This is a genomic window from Terrirhizobium terrae (assembly GCF_030323265.1).
Taxonomy (GTDB): Bacteria; Pseudomonadota; Alphaproteobacteria; order Rhizobiales; family Rhizobiaceae; genus Neorhizobium.
This window is the reverse complement of the sequence record NZ_CP104992.1, coordinates 658,653-676,541: the sequence shown is the minus strand read 5'-3', so window position 1 is coordinate 676,541 and position 17,889 is coordinate 658,653. Positions and strand designations below refer to the sequence as shown.

18 protein-coding genes and 2 pseudogenes are annotated in these 17,889 nt (G+C 60.3%); 8 read left to right on the top strand and 12 right to left on the bottom strand.

Annotation, left to right across the window (positions count from 1 at the left end; translation table 11 throughout):
* Positions 1–85: 85 nt before the first annotated feature.
* Positions 86–2,017: a PAS domain-containing sensor histidine kinase gene (locus N7E02_RS11360; protein ID WP_286582017.1), complete on the bottom strand. Its 1,932-nt coding sequence runs from the start codon at positions 2,015–2,017 to the stop codon at positions 86–88.
* A gap of 382 nt (positions 2,018–2,399) precedes the next feature.
* Between N7E02_RS11360 and N7E02_RS11355 the strand changes: the two genes are divergently transcribed.
* From N7E02_RS11355 to N7E02_RS11345, 3 genes are all read left to right on the top strand, one after another.
* On the top strand, positions 2,400–2,585 hold the full coding sequence (locus N7E02_RS11355) for a hypothetical protein (protein WP_286582016.1): 186 nt from the start codon (positions 2,400–2,402) through the stop codon (positions 2,583–2,585).
* Positions 2,586–2,616: 31 nt separating this feature from the next.
* The gene (locus N7E02_RS11350) at positions 2,617–3,135 is read left to right on the top strand and encodes a Dps family protein (protein WP_286582015.1); all 519 of its coding nucleotides are present in this window, start codon (positions 2,617–2,619) and stop codon (positions 3,133–3,135) included.
* A 92-nt stretch (positions 3,136–3,227) separates the two neighbouring features.
* A complete protein-coding gene (locus N7E02_RS11345) occupies positions 3,228–4,874 on the top strand; it encodes an FAD-dependent oxidoreductase (RefSeq protein WP_286582014.1) in 1,647 nt (548 codons plus the stop codon).
* Between the two features lie 19 nt (positions 4,875–4,893).
* Here the strand turns inward: N7E02_RS11345 and N7E02_RS11340 are convergent, their stop codons facing one another.
* From N7E02_RS11340 to N7E02_RS11330, 3 genes are all read right to left on the bottom strand, one after another.
* Entirely contained in the window at positions 4,894–5,190 is a 297-nt protein-coding gene (locus tag N7E02_RS11340) for a UBP-type zinc finger domain-containing protein (protein ID WP_286582013.1), read from the bottom strand.
* Between the two features lie 15 nt (positions 5,191–5,205).
* The gene (locus tag N7E02_RS11335; protein ID WP_286583776.1) at positions 5,206–5,568 is read right to left on the bottom strand and encodes a response regulator transcription factor; all 363 of its coding nucleotides are present in this window, start codon (positions 5,566–5,568) and stop codon (positions 5,206–5,208) included.
* 94 nt (positions 5,569–5,662) lie between these two features.
* Positions 5,663–6,292: a response regulator transcription factor gene (locus N7E02_RS11330; protein ID WP_286582011.1), complete on the bottom strand. Its 630-nt coding sequence runs from the start codon at positions 6,290–6,292 to the stop codon at positions 5,663–5,665.
* Between the two features lie 198 nt (positions 6,293–6,490).
* Between N7E02_RS11330 and N7E02_RS11325 the strand changes: the two genes are divergently transcribed.
* Together N7E02_RS11325 and N7E02_RS11320 are read left to right on the top strand one after the other, a co-directional pair.
* Positions 6,491–7,036, top strand: coding sequence for a helix-turn-helix domain-containing protein (locus N7E02_RS11325; protein ID WP_286582010.1), 546 nt, complete (start codon positions 6,491–6,493; stop codon positions 7,034–7,036).
* 276 nt (positions 7,037–7,312) lie between these two features.
* Positions 7,313–7,729: a response regulator gene (locus N7E02_RS11320; RefSeq protein WP_286582009.1), complete on the top strand. Its 417-nt coding sequence runs from the start codon at positions 7,313–7,315 to the stop codon at positions 7,727–7,729.
* On the opposite strand, the gene N7E02_RS11315 is transcribed toward N7E02_RS11320, so the two are convergent.
* The 7 genes and pseudogenes from N7E02_RS11315 to N7E02_RS11285 form a co-directional block, all read right to left on the bottom strand.
* Positions 7,726–8,541 (bottom strand): ABC transporter permease, encoded by an 816-nt coding sequence (locus N7E02_RS11315; RefSeq protein ID WP_286582007.1) that lies wholly within the window; start codon positions 8,539–8,541, stop codon positions 7,726–7,728. The two genes, N7E02_RS11320 and N7E02_RS11315, sit on opposite strands and share 4 nt — an antisense overlap.
* Before the next feature lie 7 nt (positions 8,542–8,548).
* On the bottom strand, positions 8,549–9,016 hold the full coding sequence (locus N7E02_RS11310) for an ABC transporter permease (RefSeq protein ID WP_286582005.1): 468 nt from the start codon (positions 9,014–9,016) through the stop codon (positions 8,549–8,551).
* Positions 9,013–9,432, bottom strand: a complete 420-nt coding sequence (locus N7E02_RS11305; RefSeq protein ID WP_286582003.1) for an ABC transporter permease family protein — start codon at positions 9,430–9,432, stop codon at positions 9,013–9,015. The genes N7E02_RS11310 and N7E02_RS11305 overlap by 4 nt, the downstream gene beginning before the upstream one ends.
* The gene (locus tag N7E02_RS29605) at positions 9,429–9,896 is read right to left on the bottom strand and encodes a TOBE domain-containing protein (RefSeq protein WP_353622906.1); all 468 of its coding nucleotides are present in this window, start codon (positions 9,894–9,896) and stop codon (positions 9,429–9,431) included. Before N7E02_RS29605 ends, N7E02_RS11305 begins: the two co-directional genes overlap by 4 nt.
* Positions 9,897–10,091: 195 nt before the next feature.
* A pseudogene (locus tag N7E02_RS29600) lies at positions 10,092–10,516 on the bottom strand (ABC transporter ATP-binding protein); the annotation flags it as partial.
* 95 nt (positions 10,517–10,611) lie between these two features.
* A complete protein-coding gene (locus N7E02_RS11290; RefSeq protein WP_286582002.1) occupies positions 10,612–11,742 on the bottom strand; it encodes an extracellular solute-binding protein in 1,131 nt (376 codons plus the stop codon).
* A gap of 156 nt (positions 11,743–11,898) precedes the next feature.
* On the bottom strand, positions 11,899–12,858 hold the full coding sequence (locus N7E02_RS11285; RefSeq protein ID WP_286582001.1) for an agmatinase: 960 nt from the start codon (positions 12,856–12,858) through the stop codon (positions 11,899–11,901).
* Between the two features lie 380 nt (positions 12,859–13,238).
* Between N7E02_RS11285 and N7E02_RS11280 the strand changes: the two genes are divergently transcribed.
* Positions 13,239–14,000 (top strand): SDR family NAD(P)-dependent oxidoreductase, encoded by a 762-nt coding sequence (locus N7E02_RS11280; protein WP_286582000.1) that lies wholly within the window; start codon positions 13,239–13,241, stop codon positions 13,998–14,000.
* Positions 14,001–14,041: 41 nt separating this feature from the next.
* Here the strand turns inward: N7E02_RS11280 and N7E02_RS11275 are convergent, their stop codons facing one another.
* The gene (locus N7E02_RS11275; protein WP_286581999.1) at positions 14,042–15,424 is read right to left on the bottom strand and encodes an aminotransferase family protein; all 1,383 of its coding nucleotides are present in this window, start codon (positions 15,422–15,424) and stop codon (positions 14,042–14,044) included.
* Positions 15,425–15,717: 293 nt separating this feature from the next.
* Here N7E02_RS11275 and N7E02_RS11270 point away from each other — a divergent pair, with 293 nt between their 5' ends.
* Together N7E02_RS11270 and N7E02_RS11265 are read left to right on the top strand one after the other, a co-directional pair.
* Positions 15,718–16,920, top strand: a complete 1,203-nt coding sequence (locus N7E02_RS11270) for a mandelate racemase/muconate lactonizing enzyme family protein (protein ID WP_286581998.1) — start codon at positions 15,718–15,720, stop codon at positions 16,918–16,920.
* An 11-nt stretch (positions 16,921–16,931) separates the two neighbouring features.
* Positions 16,932–17,847: pseudogene (locus N7E02_RS11265) on the top strand (DMT family transporter).
* The last annotated feature ends 42 nt before the right edge of the window (positions 17,848–17,889 follow it).

Sequence of the window (17,889 nt, the reverse complement as noted above, 5' to 3'; positions counted from 1 at the left end):
TTCCCGCCTGCCTGTCGGATCGCCTTGGTGATCGAAGGGAAATGGAAATGCTAGGCGCTCGTTCTTCTTGAAGCACTATTGCTGATCAGGCGGACACGGATACGGGTATCGCAGCCTCGGAAGCAAGCGGCAGGCGGATCTCCACAATGGCGCCGCGTCTGTCGACCCGATCGCGGATGGAGATCGTGCCGCTATGGGCCATCATGATCGAGCGGCACATTGCCAGCCCCAGGCCCATGCCGTTCGGCTTCGTCGTGTTGAACGGCTTGAACAGGCTTTCCGGCGGCTGAGCGCCAAGTCCCGCACCGCTATCGGTAAAGCGAAGAACGACGATCTCGCTTTCCATTTCGCTCTCGATCAGCAGGACGCGTGCACCGATCGCAGTCGTGTCCATCGCCTGCATCGCATTGGATATTATATTGAGAAAGGCCTGCTGCAACAGCACGCGGTCTCCCTGAACCACGGCCAACGGAGCGCCAAGTGCGAGGCTCAGGTGAACTGCGTCGCTTGTCAGTTCCTTTATCTTCATGCGCAGGGCTTCGCTGATCAGCGTGTCGATCGCCACTTCGGCGCTCTCGGACTTCGCCTTGCCGAGCAGCAACCTGACGCGCTTGACCACCTCCGCGGCATGTTCTGTGGCAGCAACGGCATCCTGCAACGCGGACCTCGCCTCGTCGATATTCGGCGGCGTGCGGCTGATCCAGCGGATGCCGGCCTGCACGAAGGTGATGATCGCGGACAGCGGCTGGTTGACCTCATGCGCGATTGAGGCGGAAATTTCTCCAAGCATTGCGGCCCGCGAGGCCTGTTCCAGTTCCTGCCGGGACGCTTCCAGCGCCTCCTGGAACTCGTATCTCTCGGTCATGTCGACGATGCTGGCCTGGATCCGGTCTAGCCCTTCTCCATTCGGCGGGAAGCTCAAGGCGACAAGGATCGGGATCAGCCTTCCGTCGCGGCTGCGAACCACAGTTTCCGTCTGGAACTCTGTCTGTCCTTCGAACATGCCCACGAGGAATTGGCCAAATCGCGCATCGCTATCGGGCAGAAACTCGTCGAGACGGGTAAAGAACTGGCCCTTGGAAGGCACTGCCATCAACCTCAGCGCCGTCTCGTTGACGTCGGTGATGCGCACAGCCCTGCGCATTCGCGATACGAAGTCCGGATTCTCGGCAATATGGGATCGCAGATCCATCACGCCGCGATCACGCAGTGCATCCAGTGTACCCTTTACCTCGCGAAAATCGTTCTCCCAGATCGCAATGGCGAGGGTCTCGAAAATGGTCCGGTAGCGATGCTCGCTGGCCTTCAACGCAGCCTCGGCTGCCTTTCGATCGGAGATGTCGACGGCGGTTTCCAGGATCGTTGGCATCGATCCTCGCGTGTCGCGCTGGAGCCGCCAGCGGCAGAACACGTCGAGCTCCCGACCCGCCTTGGTGCGGACCTTCAATTCACCTTCCCACTGGCCAGTCGCTTCCAGGGCGGACTCGGCATCTGCACGGGATCGCGTCCCGCCTATTTCGATCAGCGCCTCTGCTTTCCGGCCTATCGCCTCTTCCTGCGTCCAGCCGTACAAGAGCTCGGCGCCGTGGTTCCAGTAGATGATCCGACCGGCTCGATCCCGCAGGAAAATCGCGTCGCCGGTCATCTCCAGCATGCGAGCCTGCGCTTCCAGAATGGTCCTATCACCGACGTTCTTTAAAAGGAGAACCGTCGTGACGAGGTTGGCGGCGAGGCTGAACAGCAGCCGCAGGGTCGATTGGGATTCGGCGTCAGCGCCATGGGAATAAAAGAATCCCACCAGCGTCAAAGCCGCGCAAGTCGCGGAAGTGGCCCGGACGATGCTCTTGCTTCTCAACTCTCCCGCCAGGACTATGACGAGGACGTAGAGAACGGCGACCGCGCTTGCGAGGGTTGTGAACGTATCTACCGCGAAGATCGCCAGCCCGAGTGCTGAACCTGCAACCACGCGATAGCGCTGGCTGCGCGCGTGTGCAAAGCGGCCGTCGCTGCGCCGCATCCATGTCACCAACTCGCCGTGCAAACCCACATCCCCATGCTGACCTGTCCGTGGTGACGAGACTGGCACATGTACACCAGTCTTGTCGAAGACAGTCGGTTCCCACCCTATCTGAAATTGCAAAATCTTCGTTGCAGATGCAATAATTTGAGCGGAGAATAGTGCGGAAACAGGTGGGCTTCATCACTCGAGATCTTTCGAGAGCCTGAGCACGCCCCATGTTTTGATCAGGTTGGAGCAACGGCGGGATTGTCCAAGCGGACACATCAGCATGCTCACTATTATTCCGACAGGTTTGCCTGACGTCGGGAACGCATCAAGTGCAGCTTCATTCTTTTCATATGTCGACGGCGGGGCCGTGCGAGAGATCGGAGACAGTACGATGACGAAGAAGCGTCAAGACGCGGAGAACGTTCTGCGCGACGGCCTCGAGAGCCTTCCCGAGCCCGTCGACCTCAGCATGCCGACGGCGACGCCGCCGTATTTGGAGACCGACGAGGATCTGGACGAGGCTCTGCGGGAGAGCTTCCCCGCCAGCGATCCTCCGGCGTCGCTCCGAACGGCATAATCAATTTCAATTCCAGGAAAGGAAGACGACCATGGATCAATCAATCAAGTCGCGGCGCTCTGCGTCGCTCAGAACCCCGACCGGTCTGGGCAGCGAAGCGGTCAAGGATATCTCCGCGGGTGCGACGGCGCTGCTGGCAGATGTCTTTGCTCTTTATCTGAAGACCAAGAATTTCCACTGGCATATGTCCGGCTCGCATTTTCGCGATTACCATCTGTTGCTCGATGACCATGGCGATGAACTGCTTGCGATGACCGATCCGCTTGCCGAGCGTGTCCGCAAGCTGGGCGGCAACACGCTGCGCTCGATCGGCGACATTTCGCGCCAGCAACGCATCGCTGACAATGACGCGGATTTCGTGCATCCGCACGAAATGCTCGCCGAATTGCGCGACGACAATGGTAGCCTGATCGCCAGCATGCGGTCGCTCCACGATGTTTGCGACGAGCATGGTGACGTCGCTACCGCCAGCCTGCTGGAAAACTGGATCGACGAGAGCGAAAAGCGCGTCTGGTTCCTGTTCGAAACCCTGCGCGACACCAATAACTGACAATTCCATCAAGCGGCATCCGTATTGCGGATGCCGCTTTTTTATTTGATAAATCTGCAAGTTCTGGTTGACGATGCGGCGGGGAGCAATTGATGCCCGATCTTCCTCTTGATCCGACGGACCCTTGGATCTGCCCGGCGCAGACCTTCCCATCCCTGACCGAAGAAATGATCGAACGGGTCCGGCCTTATGGCGAGGAGGAACTCGTCGAAGAGGACACTTTTGTCTTCCGGCGCGGTGATCATTCGATCGATTTCCTGCTGGTGCTGGATGGCGAACTGCAGATGTTCGCCGACAATCCTCTCACCGGACGAGAGTTCCTCTATAGTTACAAAAGAGGCCAGTTCAGCGGGGAGCAGAACATGTTGACCGGCCGCAGCATTCTGTTGTCGGGCCTTTGCCGTGCCGGGTCTCGGGTCCTGCGTGTCAGATATGAAAAGTTTCGCTCGTTGATTACCGGCGAGCCCGATATCGGCGAGACAATTATCCGCTCCTATATTCTCCGGCGTGCCGGTTTCGTGCGGCATGCCACAGGCGGCGGCATTCTCATCGGGCATCGGCAAAGCGGCGAGCTTCTGGGCATTCAGCGGTTTCTCATCCGCAACCTCTATCCCGTGACGCTGATGGATCTTCACGAGCCGCAGGCGGCGGAAGTGATGGAGCGGTTCACCATCGACGCTTCCGATGTGCCGGCCCTGATCACGCCGGACCACGGCGTCCTAAAACGCCCAACCAACGAGATACTCGCCGAAGAGCTCGGCCTTTTCGAACCGCCGGACGAGGGCGCCGTCTATGATGTCGTCGTCCTGGGGGCAGGCCCGGCGGGGCTCGCTTCGGCGGTCTATGCCGCGTCGGAAGGCCTCAAGACGCTTGTCGTCGAAACAATGGCGCCGGGCGGCCAAGCCGGGACATCATCGAAGATCGAGAACTACCTCGGCTTCCCGACAGGCATTTCGGGACTGGCGCTTGCCGGGCGTGCGCATATTCAGGCGCAGAAATTCGGTGCGCGTCTCTGTGTATCGCGAAGTGCGGCTTCGCTCGATTGCTCCAAGACACCTTATGTGGTGGGGTTGAGCGATGGTCGCGAGGTTACCGCCAGAACCGTGGTTGTCGCGACCGGCGCGCGTTACCGCAAGCTCGATATCCCGGATTATGCCAAATTCGAAGGACGGGGTATCCAATATGCGGCAACCGCGATGGAGGGGCAGATTTGCGCCGGCCACGAGGTTGTCATCGTGGGCGGCGGCAACTCTGCCGGCCAAGCAGCCGTGTTCCTGTCGCGCACCGCGCGTCACGTTCACATGCTGGTCCGGAGCAAGATCTCTGCGACCATGTCCGACTATCTGGTCCAGCGCATACGCATCTCGCCCCACATCACACTTTGCGAGGGCTGTGAGGTTACCGAACTTTCTGGAGACAAATCACTTGAGGCAGTCGCTTGGGTCGATCGGTCAACCGGCGAGACATCCCGATGTGAAGCGACGAGCATATTCGTCATGATCGGCGCCGAGCCGAACACGGATTGGCTCGACGGATGTCTGGACCTGGACCGCAACGGGTTCATCTGCACCGGGCTGTCGTCGGAAGACGCGACCCGCCATCCCTATGCGTCAAGCAAGCCGGGCGTCTTCGCTGTCGGCGACGTTCGGGCGGGATCCGTGAAGAGGGTCGCTTCCGCCGTAGGGGAGGGATCGGTCGTCGTCGCCGCCATTCACCAGTATCTCGCGACCGCTCACTGAGACGGCCATTCGGGCAGAGTCAGGCGCAACGCGGAATGGGTCCCACTTGTGGAGTCTGATCCGGAAGATCGACGATCTCCTCGTCGATATAGCACCAGCCCCAGCCTTCCGGTGGGTCGTAGCCTTCGATGATCGGATGGCGGGTCTGCCTGAAATGTGCCGTCGCGTGCTGTCCCTCGGATTGATCGCAACAACCCACATGGCCGCATTCGCGGCAGAGGCGCAGATGCACCCATGTCATCCCCTGTTCGAGGCATTCCTCGCATCCGCGGGTCTTCGGCGTCACCGTTTTGATGAAATTTTGATGCGTACACATGATGGCCTCGCTCGTTCAGTCGCTGGACTGCGTTACCTTCTCGATACAGTCGATGAGGATATCAACCTTGAAAGGTTTGGGAAGCACGCGGATGTCAGCGCCGAGCTTGAGGCGCTCCACTTCTTCCCAAAAGGCAGTGACGAAGATGAACGGCACCTTGCTCCCTTTGGAAGCGAGCGTCTGGAAGAGATCGATGCCGCTCATTCCATCCATGTGAACATCGGATACTATGCAGGAAGACTCTGTGGCGGCAGCTGACGCAAGGAAGGACTCGGCCGAGGAAAAGGTACGGGGGACGTATCCCAGTGATCGCAACAGGCTGCTTATCCCACGGCGAACGTTTTCCTCGTCGTCGATGATCGAGATGATGGCGGGCACTTTCAAAGGGGTAACCAATCTCCGGAGGATCCGGCCTTTTTAGAATTTACCCAAATATGCGTCGCGCCACGAGAAAGTGAAATTATACGCGGGTTTATTTGCCCATATTGGGATAGGAAAGGCCAAGCAGCTCTGCCATCTTGACCAGGTCCGCAAAGGTCTTGGCATTCATTTTGCGGCTTACCTTTCCCCTATGGATTTTGACGGTGATCTCGCTCAGGCCGAGTTCGCCGGCAATCTGCTTGTTCATCAGACCGGCTGTGGCCATGGTCATGATTTGCTGCTCACGAGGCGATAGCTGGGTGAAACGCGAGCGAATATCCGTCTCCGTGCGGTTCGACCCAAGGAAAGCGCTATGCTTCTCGACCGCCGAGGCAACTGCGTCGAGTATGTCCTGGTCACGGAACGGCTTCGACAGAAAATCCGCCGCGCCGGCTTTCATGGCCCGCACCGTCATCGGTATGTCGCCATGGGCGGTGACGAAGATGACAGGAACCGTGATGCCGCGATCGGCCAAGCGCTGCTGAAAATCGAGGCCGCTGGTGAAGGGCAGCCTGATATCAAGGATGAGGCAACTGGCGCGCGGCAGGCTCTCGTCTTCATAAAGGTCTAGCGCGCTCGAAAACGTGCGCACATGATAGCCGACCGAACGCAGAAGGCTATCGAGCGACTGACGGATCAGCGGTTCGTCGTCGACGACCAGGATGATTGGGCTTTCCGTCATGTTTTCAGTTCGGCGACGCGTTTACGATTCCAGCTGGGTGCCACCCTATGCGGTGCTTTTGGACCCCCGCAATAATACCGAGGTATATGCCCCTAAAACTCAGGTGTCCGAAAACGCGCTTGATGTACAATATCGTAATGGTGAAACGCCCCTCAATATGGACCTGTCAAAATTCAACAGGTTCCTAGGAGAGCGATCATGTCCGCCACTGCCGCTGTTGTAAACCGTCACGTTCATCCGCCCGAAATAAGTGAATTTCGTGCAGGGCTTTTAAACGACAACATTTCGGAAAATCTGCCTGGTGTTCGGCATCCGGGCGAAAGCAGGGTCGCTCGGCTCCATCTGCTCGACATTGCGCCTAAGCCTTCCAATCCGTCGGCTACGACTGGTGGCCTGGCACCCTGGCAGGTTAAGAAGGTGAAGCAGCATATTGGTGCTCGCATCGCCTACAGCATTCCGCTCGACGAATTGGCCCAGCAGGTCAGACTTAGCACCAGTTATTTTTCGACGGCCTTCAAGGTGACTTTCGGCATTTCGCCACACAGTTATATCGTCGTGTGCCGTGTGGAGCATGCGAAGCACCGCATGCTCAATACCGAAGCGCCGCTCTGCGAGATCGCGCTGGATTGCGGGCTGGCCGATCAATCGCACCTGTCGCGGGTATTCCGACGGGTCACCGGAACAACCCCGAGCGCATGGAGGCGCAATGCTTCGCGGCCGGAAGCTATCGAATTTCTTCAGTAATTAGCGCCGTCGCCTTTGGCTGATATTGCATTCATGACGACCGCTGTCGTGGCCTCAGGCGTATTTACCTGAGGCGACAAGCTTCACTCCATCGCATGTCCTAACCTTTTGTGCACCAAATCCGCACATCTTTTTCTCAAAGCGATCAAATACGGAACTACTTAATGTCGATCGCGTTAAAAGAGGCGGTCGGGGCTGGCATACACTCACACGAGAGCCAGCAAATTGGGTGCAGCGCAAGAATGACGTTTGTCCGCGCGCCCGGTAGGACGGATGATGGCTGAAGATTTATCAGTGCAGTTGCTGCTGGTCGAGGACGACCATTTGTTGCGGCTGGACGCGGAAGAATTGCTTACGGAAAACGGTTTCAAGGTGACGTCCGTCTCGACGGGCGAGGAGGCGTTCAAGCTTCTCGATGAGGCGTCCTCCCAATTTGCAGGTGTGATCACCGATATACGCCTAGGCAAAGGTGCCAGCGGTTGGGCCGTCGGACGGCATGCGCGCGAATGTCTCGCGGCGATCCCCGTGGTCTATGTTACCGCCGATAGCGCTGCAGAGTGGACGTCGCATGGGGTGCCGAACAGCATCCTGGTGCAGAAACCCTTTGTGCCCGCACAACTGATCGCGGCGATCAGCGGGCTTCTCAACGATGCCAGCATGGCCAATGCCGGGCAAGCGACGGCGTCAAGTTAGGTTTGCGGGACTGCCGCAATCCTCGTTGATGCCCTGTGGGTTTGGCGTCTTCTAATTTCAACCAGAACGATGGCTGCGATCGTCACCGCGATCAGGATGACCGCCAGAGCGTTAATGGTCGGCGTGATGCCGCTTCTGACCTTCGAGAAGACATAGACCGTCAGCGTGTCGTAGGGCCCGCGGGTGAACAGCGTGACGTTGAAATTCTCGATCGACTGGAAGAAGGCGATGGCCGCACCCGCGCCGAGCGCCGGATAGAGATGCGGCAATAGGATGCGCCGGACGACCTGCGCATGGCTGGCGCCGAGATCGAGTGCCGCCTCCTCAAGCGACCGGTCGAAGCCCTGCAGCCGCGCCAGCACCAGAAGCATCACGAAGGCCGAGATGTAGGAAACCTGTCCCAGCACCGAGAGATGCAGGCCGGGCGCTACCGACAGCGTATTCCAGAAGAGAAGCGTGGAAATGCCGATGACGGCACCGGGGATGAGGATCGGCGCGACCATCATGCCGTAGAGCGCGGTGCGGGCGACGCCGGCAACGCTGTTGACGAGGATGGCGGCGGCCGTGCCGATCGGGACCGACAGCGCCACCACCGCCACCGCGACGAAAATGGTATTGCGTAACGCGTTGAGAAGCCGTGCGTCGTTCCAGAGTTCGATGAACCAGGTCCAGGTGAAGCCCTGCCACGGGTATACTGAAGGGAAGCGGCTGTCGTTGAAGGCTGCTCCGCCCATGATGACGAGCGGCAGCAGCATGTAGGCCAGGAAGAGCCAGAGATAGAACCGAAAGAGCCAGTCAGACTTCTGTGTCACGGCAGCCTCACTTCGCTATGTCGGAAAGCTTGACCCTGAAGATCTTCATCACGACCGTGACGAAGACCGTGCAGAGGATCAGGAGCAGGAAGGCGTAGGCCGAGCCGGTGTTCCAGTCGAGGGACTCGAACATCCATTGCTGGATGATCTCGGTGAACCAGCGGGAATTGGTCGAGGCGAGCAGGGTGGGCACTAGGATCGAACCGGCCGAGAGCATGAAGACCATGACCGAGCCGGAGGCGATGCCGGGCTTGGCAGGGGGTAGCACCACCCGCCAGTGGATGCGCCACCACGGCGCGCCAAGATCCTCCGCCGCCTCGATCTGGTTGGTGTCGAGCGACTGGATGGCATTGTAGACCGGGAAGAGCATGAACAGGACATAGGTGTAGACGAGCCCGATGATGACGCTGCGGAAGCCGGTCATCCAGCGGATCGGCCTTTCGATGATATCGAGATTGATCAGGGCGAAGTTCAAAGGCCCCTGAGCGACAGGATGATGAACCAGGCGAAGGAGCGCATGATCTCGCTGACCCAGAGCGGGATGGTGAGGATCAGGAACAGGGTCGGCAGGCTCCTGACGGAGGCCTTCTTCGCCAGATAGTAGGCGAGCGGATAGGCGATCAGGAAGCAGATGACCGTGACCAGGCAGGAATAGAGGATGGTCGAAACGAAGACCGTGATGTGGATCGGGCTGCGGACGAAAGTCAGGTAGTTCTTGAGCGTATAGACATCCTTCGGTCCGCCCATTTCCGCAACCGGCAGATAAGGCCTGAACGAATTCTCGAACAGGTAGAGGTTCGGAAGGATGACCAGGACGAGGATCCAGAAGGCCACCAGCAGGCAGATGAGCGTGGTCAGCGGCAGGCCGTAGCGGCGAACGAGGTCCGTCATGCCGCCCGGTCCGCTTCGGCTTCGTCGGACAGGATCATCGCGCGATCCCGGTCGAAGATGGCGAACATCTGTTCGCCGCGCTCCGGCACCGTGCCGCTGCCGTCGTTGTGTGCTTCGGACACGATGGTGCGACCCGTCTTGTCCTGCGTGTGGATGGAGATGAAATTGCCCTCGAAGGCGATATCCGTCACCTGCACCGGAAGCGAGTTGTGATCGGTGGCGGCCTTGGTCAGGCGCACATGCTCGGGGCGAACATAGAGTTTGGGATCGCTGAGATCGCCGGGGCCCAGCCTGCCGTGAAAGGCGCCGTCGTCGCTGACGAAGGTGCCGTGAGTGCCGTCGCGTTCCGCCAGGCGGCCGGTGAAGATGTTGTTCTCGCCGACGAAGGAGGCGACGAAGCCGTTTGCCGGATTGTCGTAGATGGCGCGGGGAGCGGCCGCCTGCTGCAGCCGCCCGTGGGACATGACCGCCACGCGGTCGGACATGGCCAGCGCCTCGCCCTGATCATGGGTGATATAGATGAAGGTCACCTGAGTGCGCTTCTGGATGGCCCGGAGTTCGGTGCGCATATGCTGGCGCAGCTTCAGGTCCAGCGCCGAAAGCGGTTCGTCCAGCAGCATGACAGAGGGTTCGACCGCGAGCGCGCGGGCAATCGCGACGCGCTGCTTCTGGCCGCCGGACAGCTGGCCGACGGATTTGTCTGCGGCATTCGGCAGGTCGACGAGTGCAAGCAGTTCCTCGGCACGTTTGCGCCGGGCTTTCTTGTCTATGCCGCGCACCTCCAGCCCGAAGGCGATGTTTTCCCAGACCGGCATCAGCGGAAACAGTGCAAGGTTCTGGAAGATCAGCGCCGTCGGGCGCTGGTTAGGCCGCTGGTCGCGCATGTTCTTGCCGCCGATGCGCACGGCGCCCTTGGTGGGGAAATGAAGCCGGAGACCATCCGGAGAATGGTCGTCTTGCCGCATCCGGACGGCCCGAGGAAGGAGAAGAATTCCCCAGCCTGAATATCTACCGATACGTGGTCCACCGCGCGAAATCCGCCGAAATCCGCGCAAACGTCCTGTAGTTCAACACTGGCACTCATATCGACCGCTTTTCCTCTGTACCGTCCGGATATTGCATGCGCCGATGCGCACCCGGACGAACTGTCCGGGTGCGCATCGGCGTGTCGGGCTGGCCTCAGGCTGCCTTGTACTTATCGGCGTATTCGCCGCGTTTGGCGAGGAACCAGGCGGTCTGGTCGGGCCACCAATACATCTTGGCGACGGCATCACCCGGGAAGCTGGACTTGTAGTATTCGGAGACCGAGGCATCCATCTTGTCGATGCCGCCCTTACCGACCGGGTTGGCGGAGAAGGCGGTTGCCCAAAGCGCCGAGCCTTCGGCGGTCGACACCCACTTGGCGAATTCGTGGGCCTGCTCGATGTTCTTGGCGTTCTTCATCAGCACGAGGCCCTGGTTCCAGGCAAATGCGCCTTCCTTCGGGGCAAGATAGCCGTAGCCATCCTTGGCCAGGTTAAAGCCCGTCGAATCCCAGCAGAGGCCGAGGGCCGCGCCATTGGTGCGGAAGGCCGCCTGCGCGTCGTTCTCGCCGTTCCAGAACTGCACCACGTTGGTCTTGGCCTTGACCGCTTCGGCGAGCGCGATATCCCACAGCTCGACCATCGTCGCCTCGTCCTTGTAGCTGTCGATCCACGGCTTCGGCAGCTTGCCCTCGGCATCCAGCCAGCGGCCCATGGCGGCAAGCGCGGAATGGCCGCGGACGGTCACGTTGACATCGGGATTGAAGAGGTCGGCGAGGCTCGCCTTGCCGTATTCGGTCGGGAATTCGGCCTTCGAATAGACCAGTGCCTCGGTGCCCCAGACGGAGGGGACGATCATGCGCTTGCCGTCGATCGTCGCGCGTTCGCCGGCCGAGCCATCGGCCAGGCCTTCGGCATAATTGTCGAGTGCCAGCTTGGCCGTGTCCCAGCCCTGGATCAGGCCGTTGGCATTCCAGGCGGAGACACGGTCGAGCGTCGGCTCGACGATGTCGGATGTCCCTGTCTCCAGCGAAATCTTGCCCTGAGCGAACATCGTGTCCTGGTCGGGCTGTTCGGTGAAGTTGACCTTGATGCCAGTTGCCTTTTCAAAGGCGGGGAAGACCTTTTCAGCCATGCCGGGATAGCCAGCCCAGCCGGTGAAGTTCACCGTGCCGGATGAGGCGAGCGCGCTTGAGCAAATGACGGCCGGTGCCGCCAGTATGCCGGCGCCGATGGCGGAGGATTTGAGGATCGTGCGACGTGTAAGCGGTGATTTCAGAATGCTCATCGGAGGTGCTCCCGGTTTGATGACCATTGTTCATATGCCCGCCGGTTTCCCGGACTTGTCTTCGTAATCGGCTGCAATGGGTTTGCTGCCGGCAGTCTGCATTTCGAATGTCAGAAGCATGCAATTACGATCAGTCCTACGTCCCAAATCCTCCCGCTACTTGGCCATTGCAGGCGATGCCTGGGTCGGTGTTGCTGTCTGTGACGCTCCGGCTTTTCCGCCGCGCAGGCTGACGACCTCCGCCATCACACAGAGCAGTTCGAACATGACGGTGATGCCGAGAAAGGCGGTGGCGCCGCTCTGGTCGAAGGGCGGAGAGACTTCCACCATGTCGGCGCCGACGATGTTGAGGCCACGCAGCGCGCGCACGACCTGCAGCGCCTGATAGCTGTTCGGCCCGCCGATTTCCGGCGTGCCGGTTCCGGGCGCGAAGGCCGGGTCGATGAAGTCGATGTCATAGCTGACATAGGTCTCGCCGGTTCCGGCGATCTCGCGGGCTTCGGCCATCACGTCATCGACGCCGCGGGCGTGAAATTCATCGATCGGGATGACGCGGATGCCGACGGCATCGGCGAAATCGCGGTCCTCGAAATCATAGGCCGGGCCGCGGATGCCGATCATGCAGACGCGCTTGGGGTCGAGCAGGCCTTCCTCTACAGCGCGGCGGAACGGCGTGCCGTGGGTGTATTTGAAGCCGCCGAAATAGGAATGGAAGAGATCGGTGTGGCTGTCGAAATGGATCATGCCGAGTGGCCGTTTGCGGGCCAGCGAACGCAGGATTGGCAGGGATGACAGATGATCGCCACCGGCCGTCAACGGCATGATGCCGGCAGCCTGGACCTTGTCGTAAAAGGCGGTGATCCGCAGCATGGAATCCTCGACGTCGGCGGGGTTCGGGCCGACGTCACCGAGATCGGCGCAGCGCGCCAAATCGTAGGGGCGGATTCTCGTCGCGCCATTCTGGTGACGCACCATGGAGGAGAGATCGCGCAGCTGACGCGGCGCGTGGCGAGGGCCTGGACGGTTGGTCGTTCCCCCATCCCACGGCACGCCGATCAGGCCTATCTCCACATCGCTCAGGCGTGCGTCATCCAGCGCGATGTGCGGGAGGCGCATGAAGGTCGCGATGCCGGCAAAGCGCGGCAGATCAACCCCGAGATCGGGTGGAAGTCAGATGTCGTCATTAGTTCCCCTGGCGGCTTTGCCGCTCATGTTGATCGAGAGCTAACCATGTCCGATGGCGGCTGACAACGGCATATTGTCCAGAAAAGTGTCCGCCCCGGCGAATTCAGCACGAGGTTGCAAGCTATTGTGCAAATGCGGAAAAATGATGCGTTTGGTGCCTAATCTTTGGGATGCGTAGGTGGCCAATACGGCTTAGCTCGCGCCAGGATTCCGCCAATCGGTGCAAAGTTGCCGGAATGGCTTTCAGCCTGCTTGGCAGGTCGGGGCAAAACCCATTAGGCCTTTCGAATGACAGTCGAAAGGGTGAGCCGATGAGTGAAAAGACAGTTCTGGTAACCGGTGCGACCGCCGGGTTCGGTGAGGCTATTTCCCGCCGGTTTTCGAAGGAGGGCTGGAAGGTCGTGGTCACGGGGCGGCGCAGGGACAGACTCGACAGGCTGGTCGAGGAACTCGGTGGTGCGGATTACGCCCATGCCCTGCCGTTCGATATCCGCGACGAAGCAGCAACGGCGGCGGCGATTGCAAGCATTCCCGAAGGTTTCGCCGATATCAGCGCGCTGATCAACAATGCCGGCCTGGCACTCGGCACCGGGCCTGCCCAGGATTGCGATCTCGACCAGTGGAGAACGATGATCGATACCAATATCACCGGGCTAGTCACCATCACGAGGCTCATGCTGGACCAGCTGATCAAAAGCCGGGGCCTAGTCGTCAATCTGGCCTCCGTTGCATCAAGCTGGCCTTATCCGGGCGGCAATGTCTATGGCGGAACGAAGGCCTTCGTCCGGCAGTTCTCGCTCGGCCTTCGCAGCGATCTGTCGGCCAAGGGCGTGCGCGTCACGTCAATCGAGCCCGGCATGGCGGAAAGCGAATTCACGCTGGTGCGCACCGGTGGTGACCAAGCGGCCTATGACAAGCTCTATGGCGGCGCCAGTCCGCTGCAGCCGGAAGATATCGCGGAGACCATCTATTGGGTCGCTTCCCTGCCGCCGCATATGAACATCAACAGCCTGGAGATCATGCCCGTCAGCCAGTCCTGGGCACCGTTCCAGGTGCATCGGGAAGCGAAGTAAACGAGCGAGCCGGCGCGGGATAACGCGCCGGCTTGTTCATCTCAGCCGAACACCTTGGTCAGCGCCTTGTCGATCGCACCGGTGATCTGGTCGATCTCGGCGGCATTGATGATCAGCGGCGGGCTCATGCAGAGCGTGTTGTTGAGGCCGGGGACCGAGCGGTTGGTTGCACCGATGATGACACCCTGCGCAAGGCAATCCGCGGTGACGGCCTGGACCATCTTTTCCGGCGCCGGTTCCTTGGTTTCACGATCCATGACGAGTTCGGCACCGCAGAAGAGGCCGAGGCCACGCACGTCGCCGATCACCTTGTGGCGGCTCTGCAGTTCGCGCAGGTTGTTCATCAGACGCTCGCCCATCTTCAGCGTGTTTTCGAGCAGGCCTTCGTCGACGATGATGCGCATGTTCTCGAGCGCTGCGGCCGGGCCTGACGTGCAGCCGCCGAAGGTGGAGATGTCGCGGAAATAGGACATGGGATCGGACAGATCGTCCTTGAACATCTCGAAGACTTTTTCGGTCGTCACCGTGCAGGAGATCGCGGCGTAGCCGGATGCGACGCCCTTCGCCATGGTGACGAAATCGGGCTCGATGCCGAAATGCTGGTAGCCGAACCATTTGCCTGTGCGGCCCATGCCGCAGACGACTTCGTCGATATGCAGCAGGATATCATACTTGCGGCAGATTTCCTGCACGCGCTGCCAATAGCCCTTGGGCGGCACGATGACGCCGCCGCCTGCGGTGACCGGCTCCAGGCAGAGAAGGCCGACGGTTTCAGGGCCTTCGCGCAGGATGACCTCCTCGATCGCGTTGGCGGCACGGATGCCATAGTCCTCGATGTCGCCCCACTGGCTGCGGTATTCGAGGCAATGCGGAACCTCGACGAAGCCGGGCGGCATCGGACCATACTGTTCGCGGCGTTCCTGCTGGCCGGCGGCAGCGAGCGTGCCGATCGTCGTGCCGTGATAATCGCGCTCGCGATAGAGAATCTTGTATTTGCCGCCATTGTGCTTCCGGTGCGCGATCTGGCGCACCATCTTGAACACCTTCTCGTTCGCTTCAGAACCGGAGTTCGAATAGTAGACGCGGGTCATGCCCGGCATCTTTTCGGTCAGCTTTTCGGCAAAGAGCGCTGCCGGGACATTGCCGGCGGCGCCGGCAAAATAGTTGAGCTTGACGAGCTGGTCGCGCACGGCGTCGGCAATCGAGGTGCGGCCGTAGCCGACATTGACGGTCCAGACCGCGCCGGCGACGGCATCGAGATATTCCTTGCCGGTCGCATCCCACACTTTCGTGCCCTTGCCCTCGACATAGATCTTGGGATCGACGCTCTCATACTGCTTGTGCTGCGAAAGATGATGCCAGACATGGGCGCGGTCGGCCTCGATGACGGCCTGGATATCGTTGGGGCGCGAAGCGACGTTCATGATGTTCCCTCTGTTTTTCATGCGCGGCCTTTGCATGAATTCGCGTCGACGCGATCCGCTGGCCTGCGGCTGCCTCCATGAAAGAGCGGTTCTCGTCCTGTGTCAAAGGATTTGCGTCATATTTGCCGGCCGTTTTGTTGCTCACGTAACGGCTTCCTGCTTCTCACGTAGATTGGAGGAGAAATAGGATGCGGAGCGTACTGCCGCCCGCTTAATCGACTTCCGGTTTTGCTGCCAATCCCCTAGGAATATATGGGCCCGGGAGTGAGGGGCCGAATGACCAGGAGGAAGAATTGAAGATCACCAAGCTGGAAACGGTGCGCGTCGCCGAGCGGAGCAATCTGCTCTGGGTTCTGGTTCACACCGACGAGGGCATTACCGGCCTCGGCGAGACCTTTTTCGGGGCGGAGACGGTCGAGAGCTATATCCATGAATATGTCGCGCCACGGGTGATCGGGCGCGATCCTCTGGCGATCGATCTTCTGGCGCAGGAACTGGTCGGTTATGTCGGCTTCCGTTCGTCCGGTGCCGAAGTGCGCGGCAATTCCGCCTTCGATATCGCGCTGTGGGACATATTCGGCAAGTTTACGGGCCAGCCCATCGCGCAGTTGCTCGGCGGCTTTTCGCGCAAGGAAATCCGCACCTACAATACCTGCGCCGGCACCGAATATATCAAGAAGGCCACCGGCCAGACGACGGCAAATTACGGCCTGTCGACCGGCAAGGACTATGACGATCTCAATGGCTTCCTGCACCGCGCCGATGAGCTGGCGGAATCGTTGCTTTCCGAGGGTATTACGGCAATGAAGATCTGGCCGTTCGACCAGGCGGCGGAGAAGACCAAGGGCCAGTATATTTCGTCTGCCGATCTCAAGGCGGCGCTCGAACCCTTCGAGAAGATCCGCAAGGCCGTCGGTGACAAGATCGATATCATGGTCGAGTTCCACTCCATGTGGCAGCTCCTGCCGGCGATGCAGATCGCCAAGGCGCTGACGCCATATGGCACCTTCTGGCACGAAGACCCGATCAAGATGGACAGCCTGTCCAGCCTCAAGCGCTATGCGGAAGTGTCGCCTGCGCCGATCTCAGCCTCGGAGACGCTCGCGACCCGCTGGGGTTTTCGCGATTATCTGGAAACCGGTGCCGCCGGCATCGTCATGCTGGACATTTCCTGGTGCGGCGGCCTGTCGGAATCGCGCAAGATCGCCTCGATGGCGGAAGCCTGGCACCTGCCCGTCGCACCGCATGACTGCACCGGCCCGGTCGTTCTCTGTGCGTCGACGCATCTTTCGCTCAACGCCCCGAATGCCCTTGTTCAGGAAAGCGTGCGCGCCTTCTACAACACCTGGTATCGGGATCTGGTGACGGCTCTTCCGCAGGTGACGAACGGCATGATAACGGTGCCTCCCGGCCCAGGGCTTGGCATGGAGCTGAACCCGGAACTGGACAAGGTCTTCACCGTCAGCCGGCGTTTTTCCGACGCCAACAACCTCTGAGAGTACGCTACATGCAGGCCTCATCTGTTCTCGGCTTCAAGAGCATGTCGGTCGCCGGTCCGGCGATCATGCTCATCGGCATGCTGATGTTCGCGCTCAACGACACAATGGGCAAATGGCTGGTCGCAAGCTACGGGCTCGGGCAGGTCATTCTCCTGCGCAGCCTCGCGGCGCTTGTCATTCTCGTCCCGATCGTGTGGATGGCAGGCCTTCCGGCGATCACCAAGGCAGAGCGCCCCTGGATGCAGCTGGCTCGCGTCGTCTGCTCAACGGCGGAAGTCTTCTGCTTCTATTATGCGGTCATGTATCTGCCGCTTGCGGACGTCATGACATACTGGCTGGCTGCGCCGATCTATGTCGCCGCTCTTTCGCCGCTGCTTCTCGGCGATCATGTCGGCTGGCGGCGGTGGACGGCGATCGCGATCGGCTTTGTCGGCGTCATCATCACGCTGGAGCCGTCGGCCGAGATGTTCACCGCGCCTGCGCTGATCTCGATCATCGGCAGCGGTGCCTTTGCCTTTATGATGATTTCCGGGCGCTTTCTGCGGGGAACGCCGGATCTCGACGCTGGTCTTCTTCCAGGTCAGCGGCGCCGGTCTGGCTGGCCTCGCATTTGCGCCCTTCGACTGGGCACCGATCCAGTCAGGCTTCGATCTCGGCCTGCTCGCGCTTCTCGGTATCGTTGCCATGGCGGCGCATATGCTGGTCAATCGCGCCCTGAAGATCTCGGACGCGGCGACCGTTGCGCCGCTCCAGTATACGCTGCTGCTCTGGGCGGTGTTGTTCGGCTGGATGTTCTTCGGCGACGTGCCGCGTCTCAGCATGATCGTCGGCGCGGCGCTGATCGTGGCGTCCGGCCTGTTCATCTTCATCCGCGAGCAGATGCTGAAGAAGCGGGACAAGGTTCTGCCGGCTATTCCTGAGTGAAAATAAAGAAGCCCGCGCCGGCGGGGCGCGGGCTTCACTCGC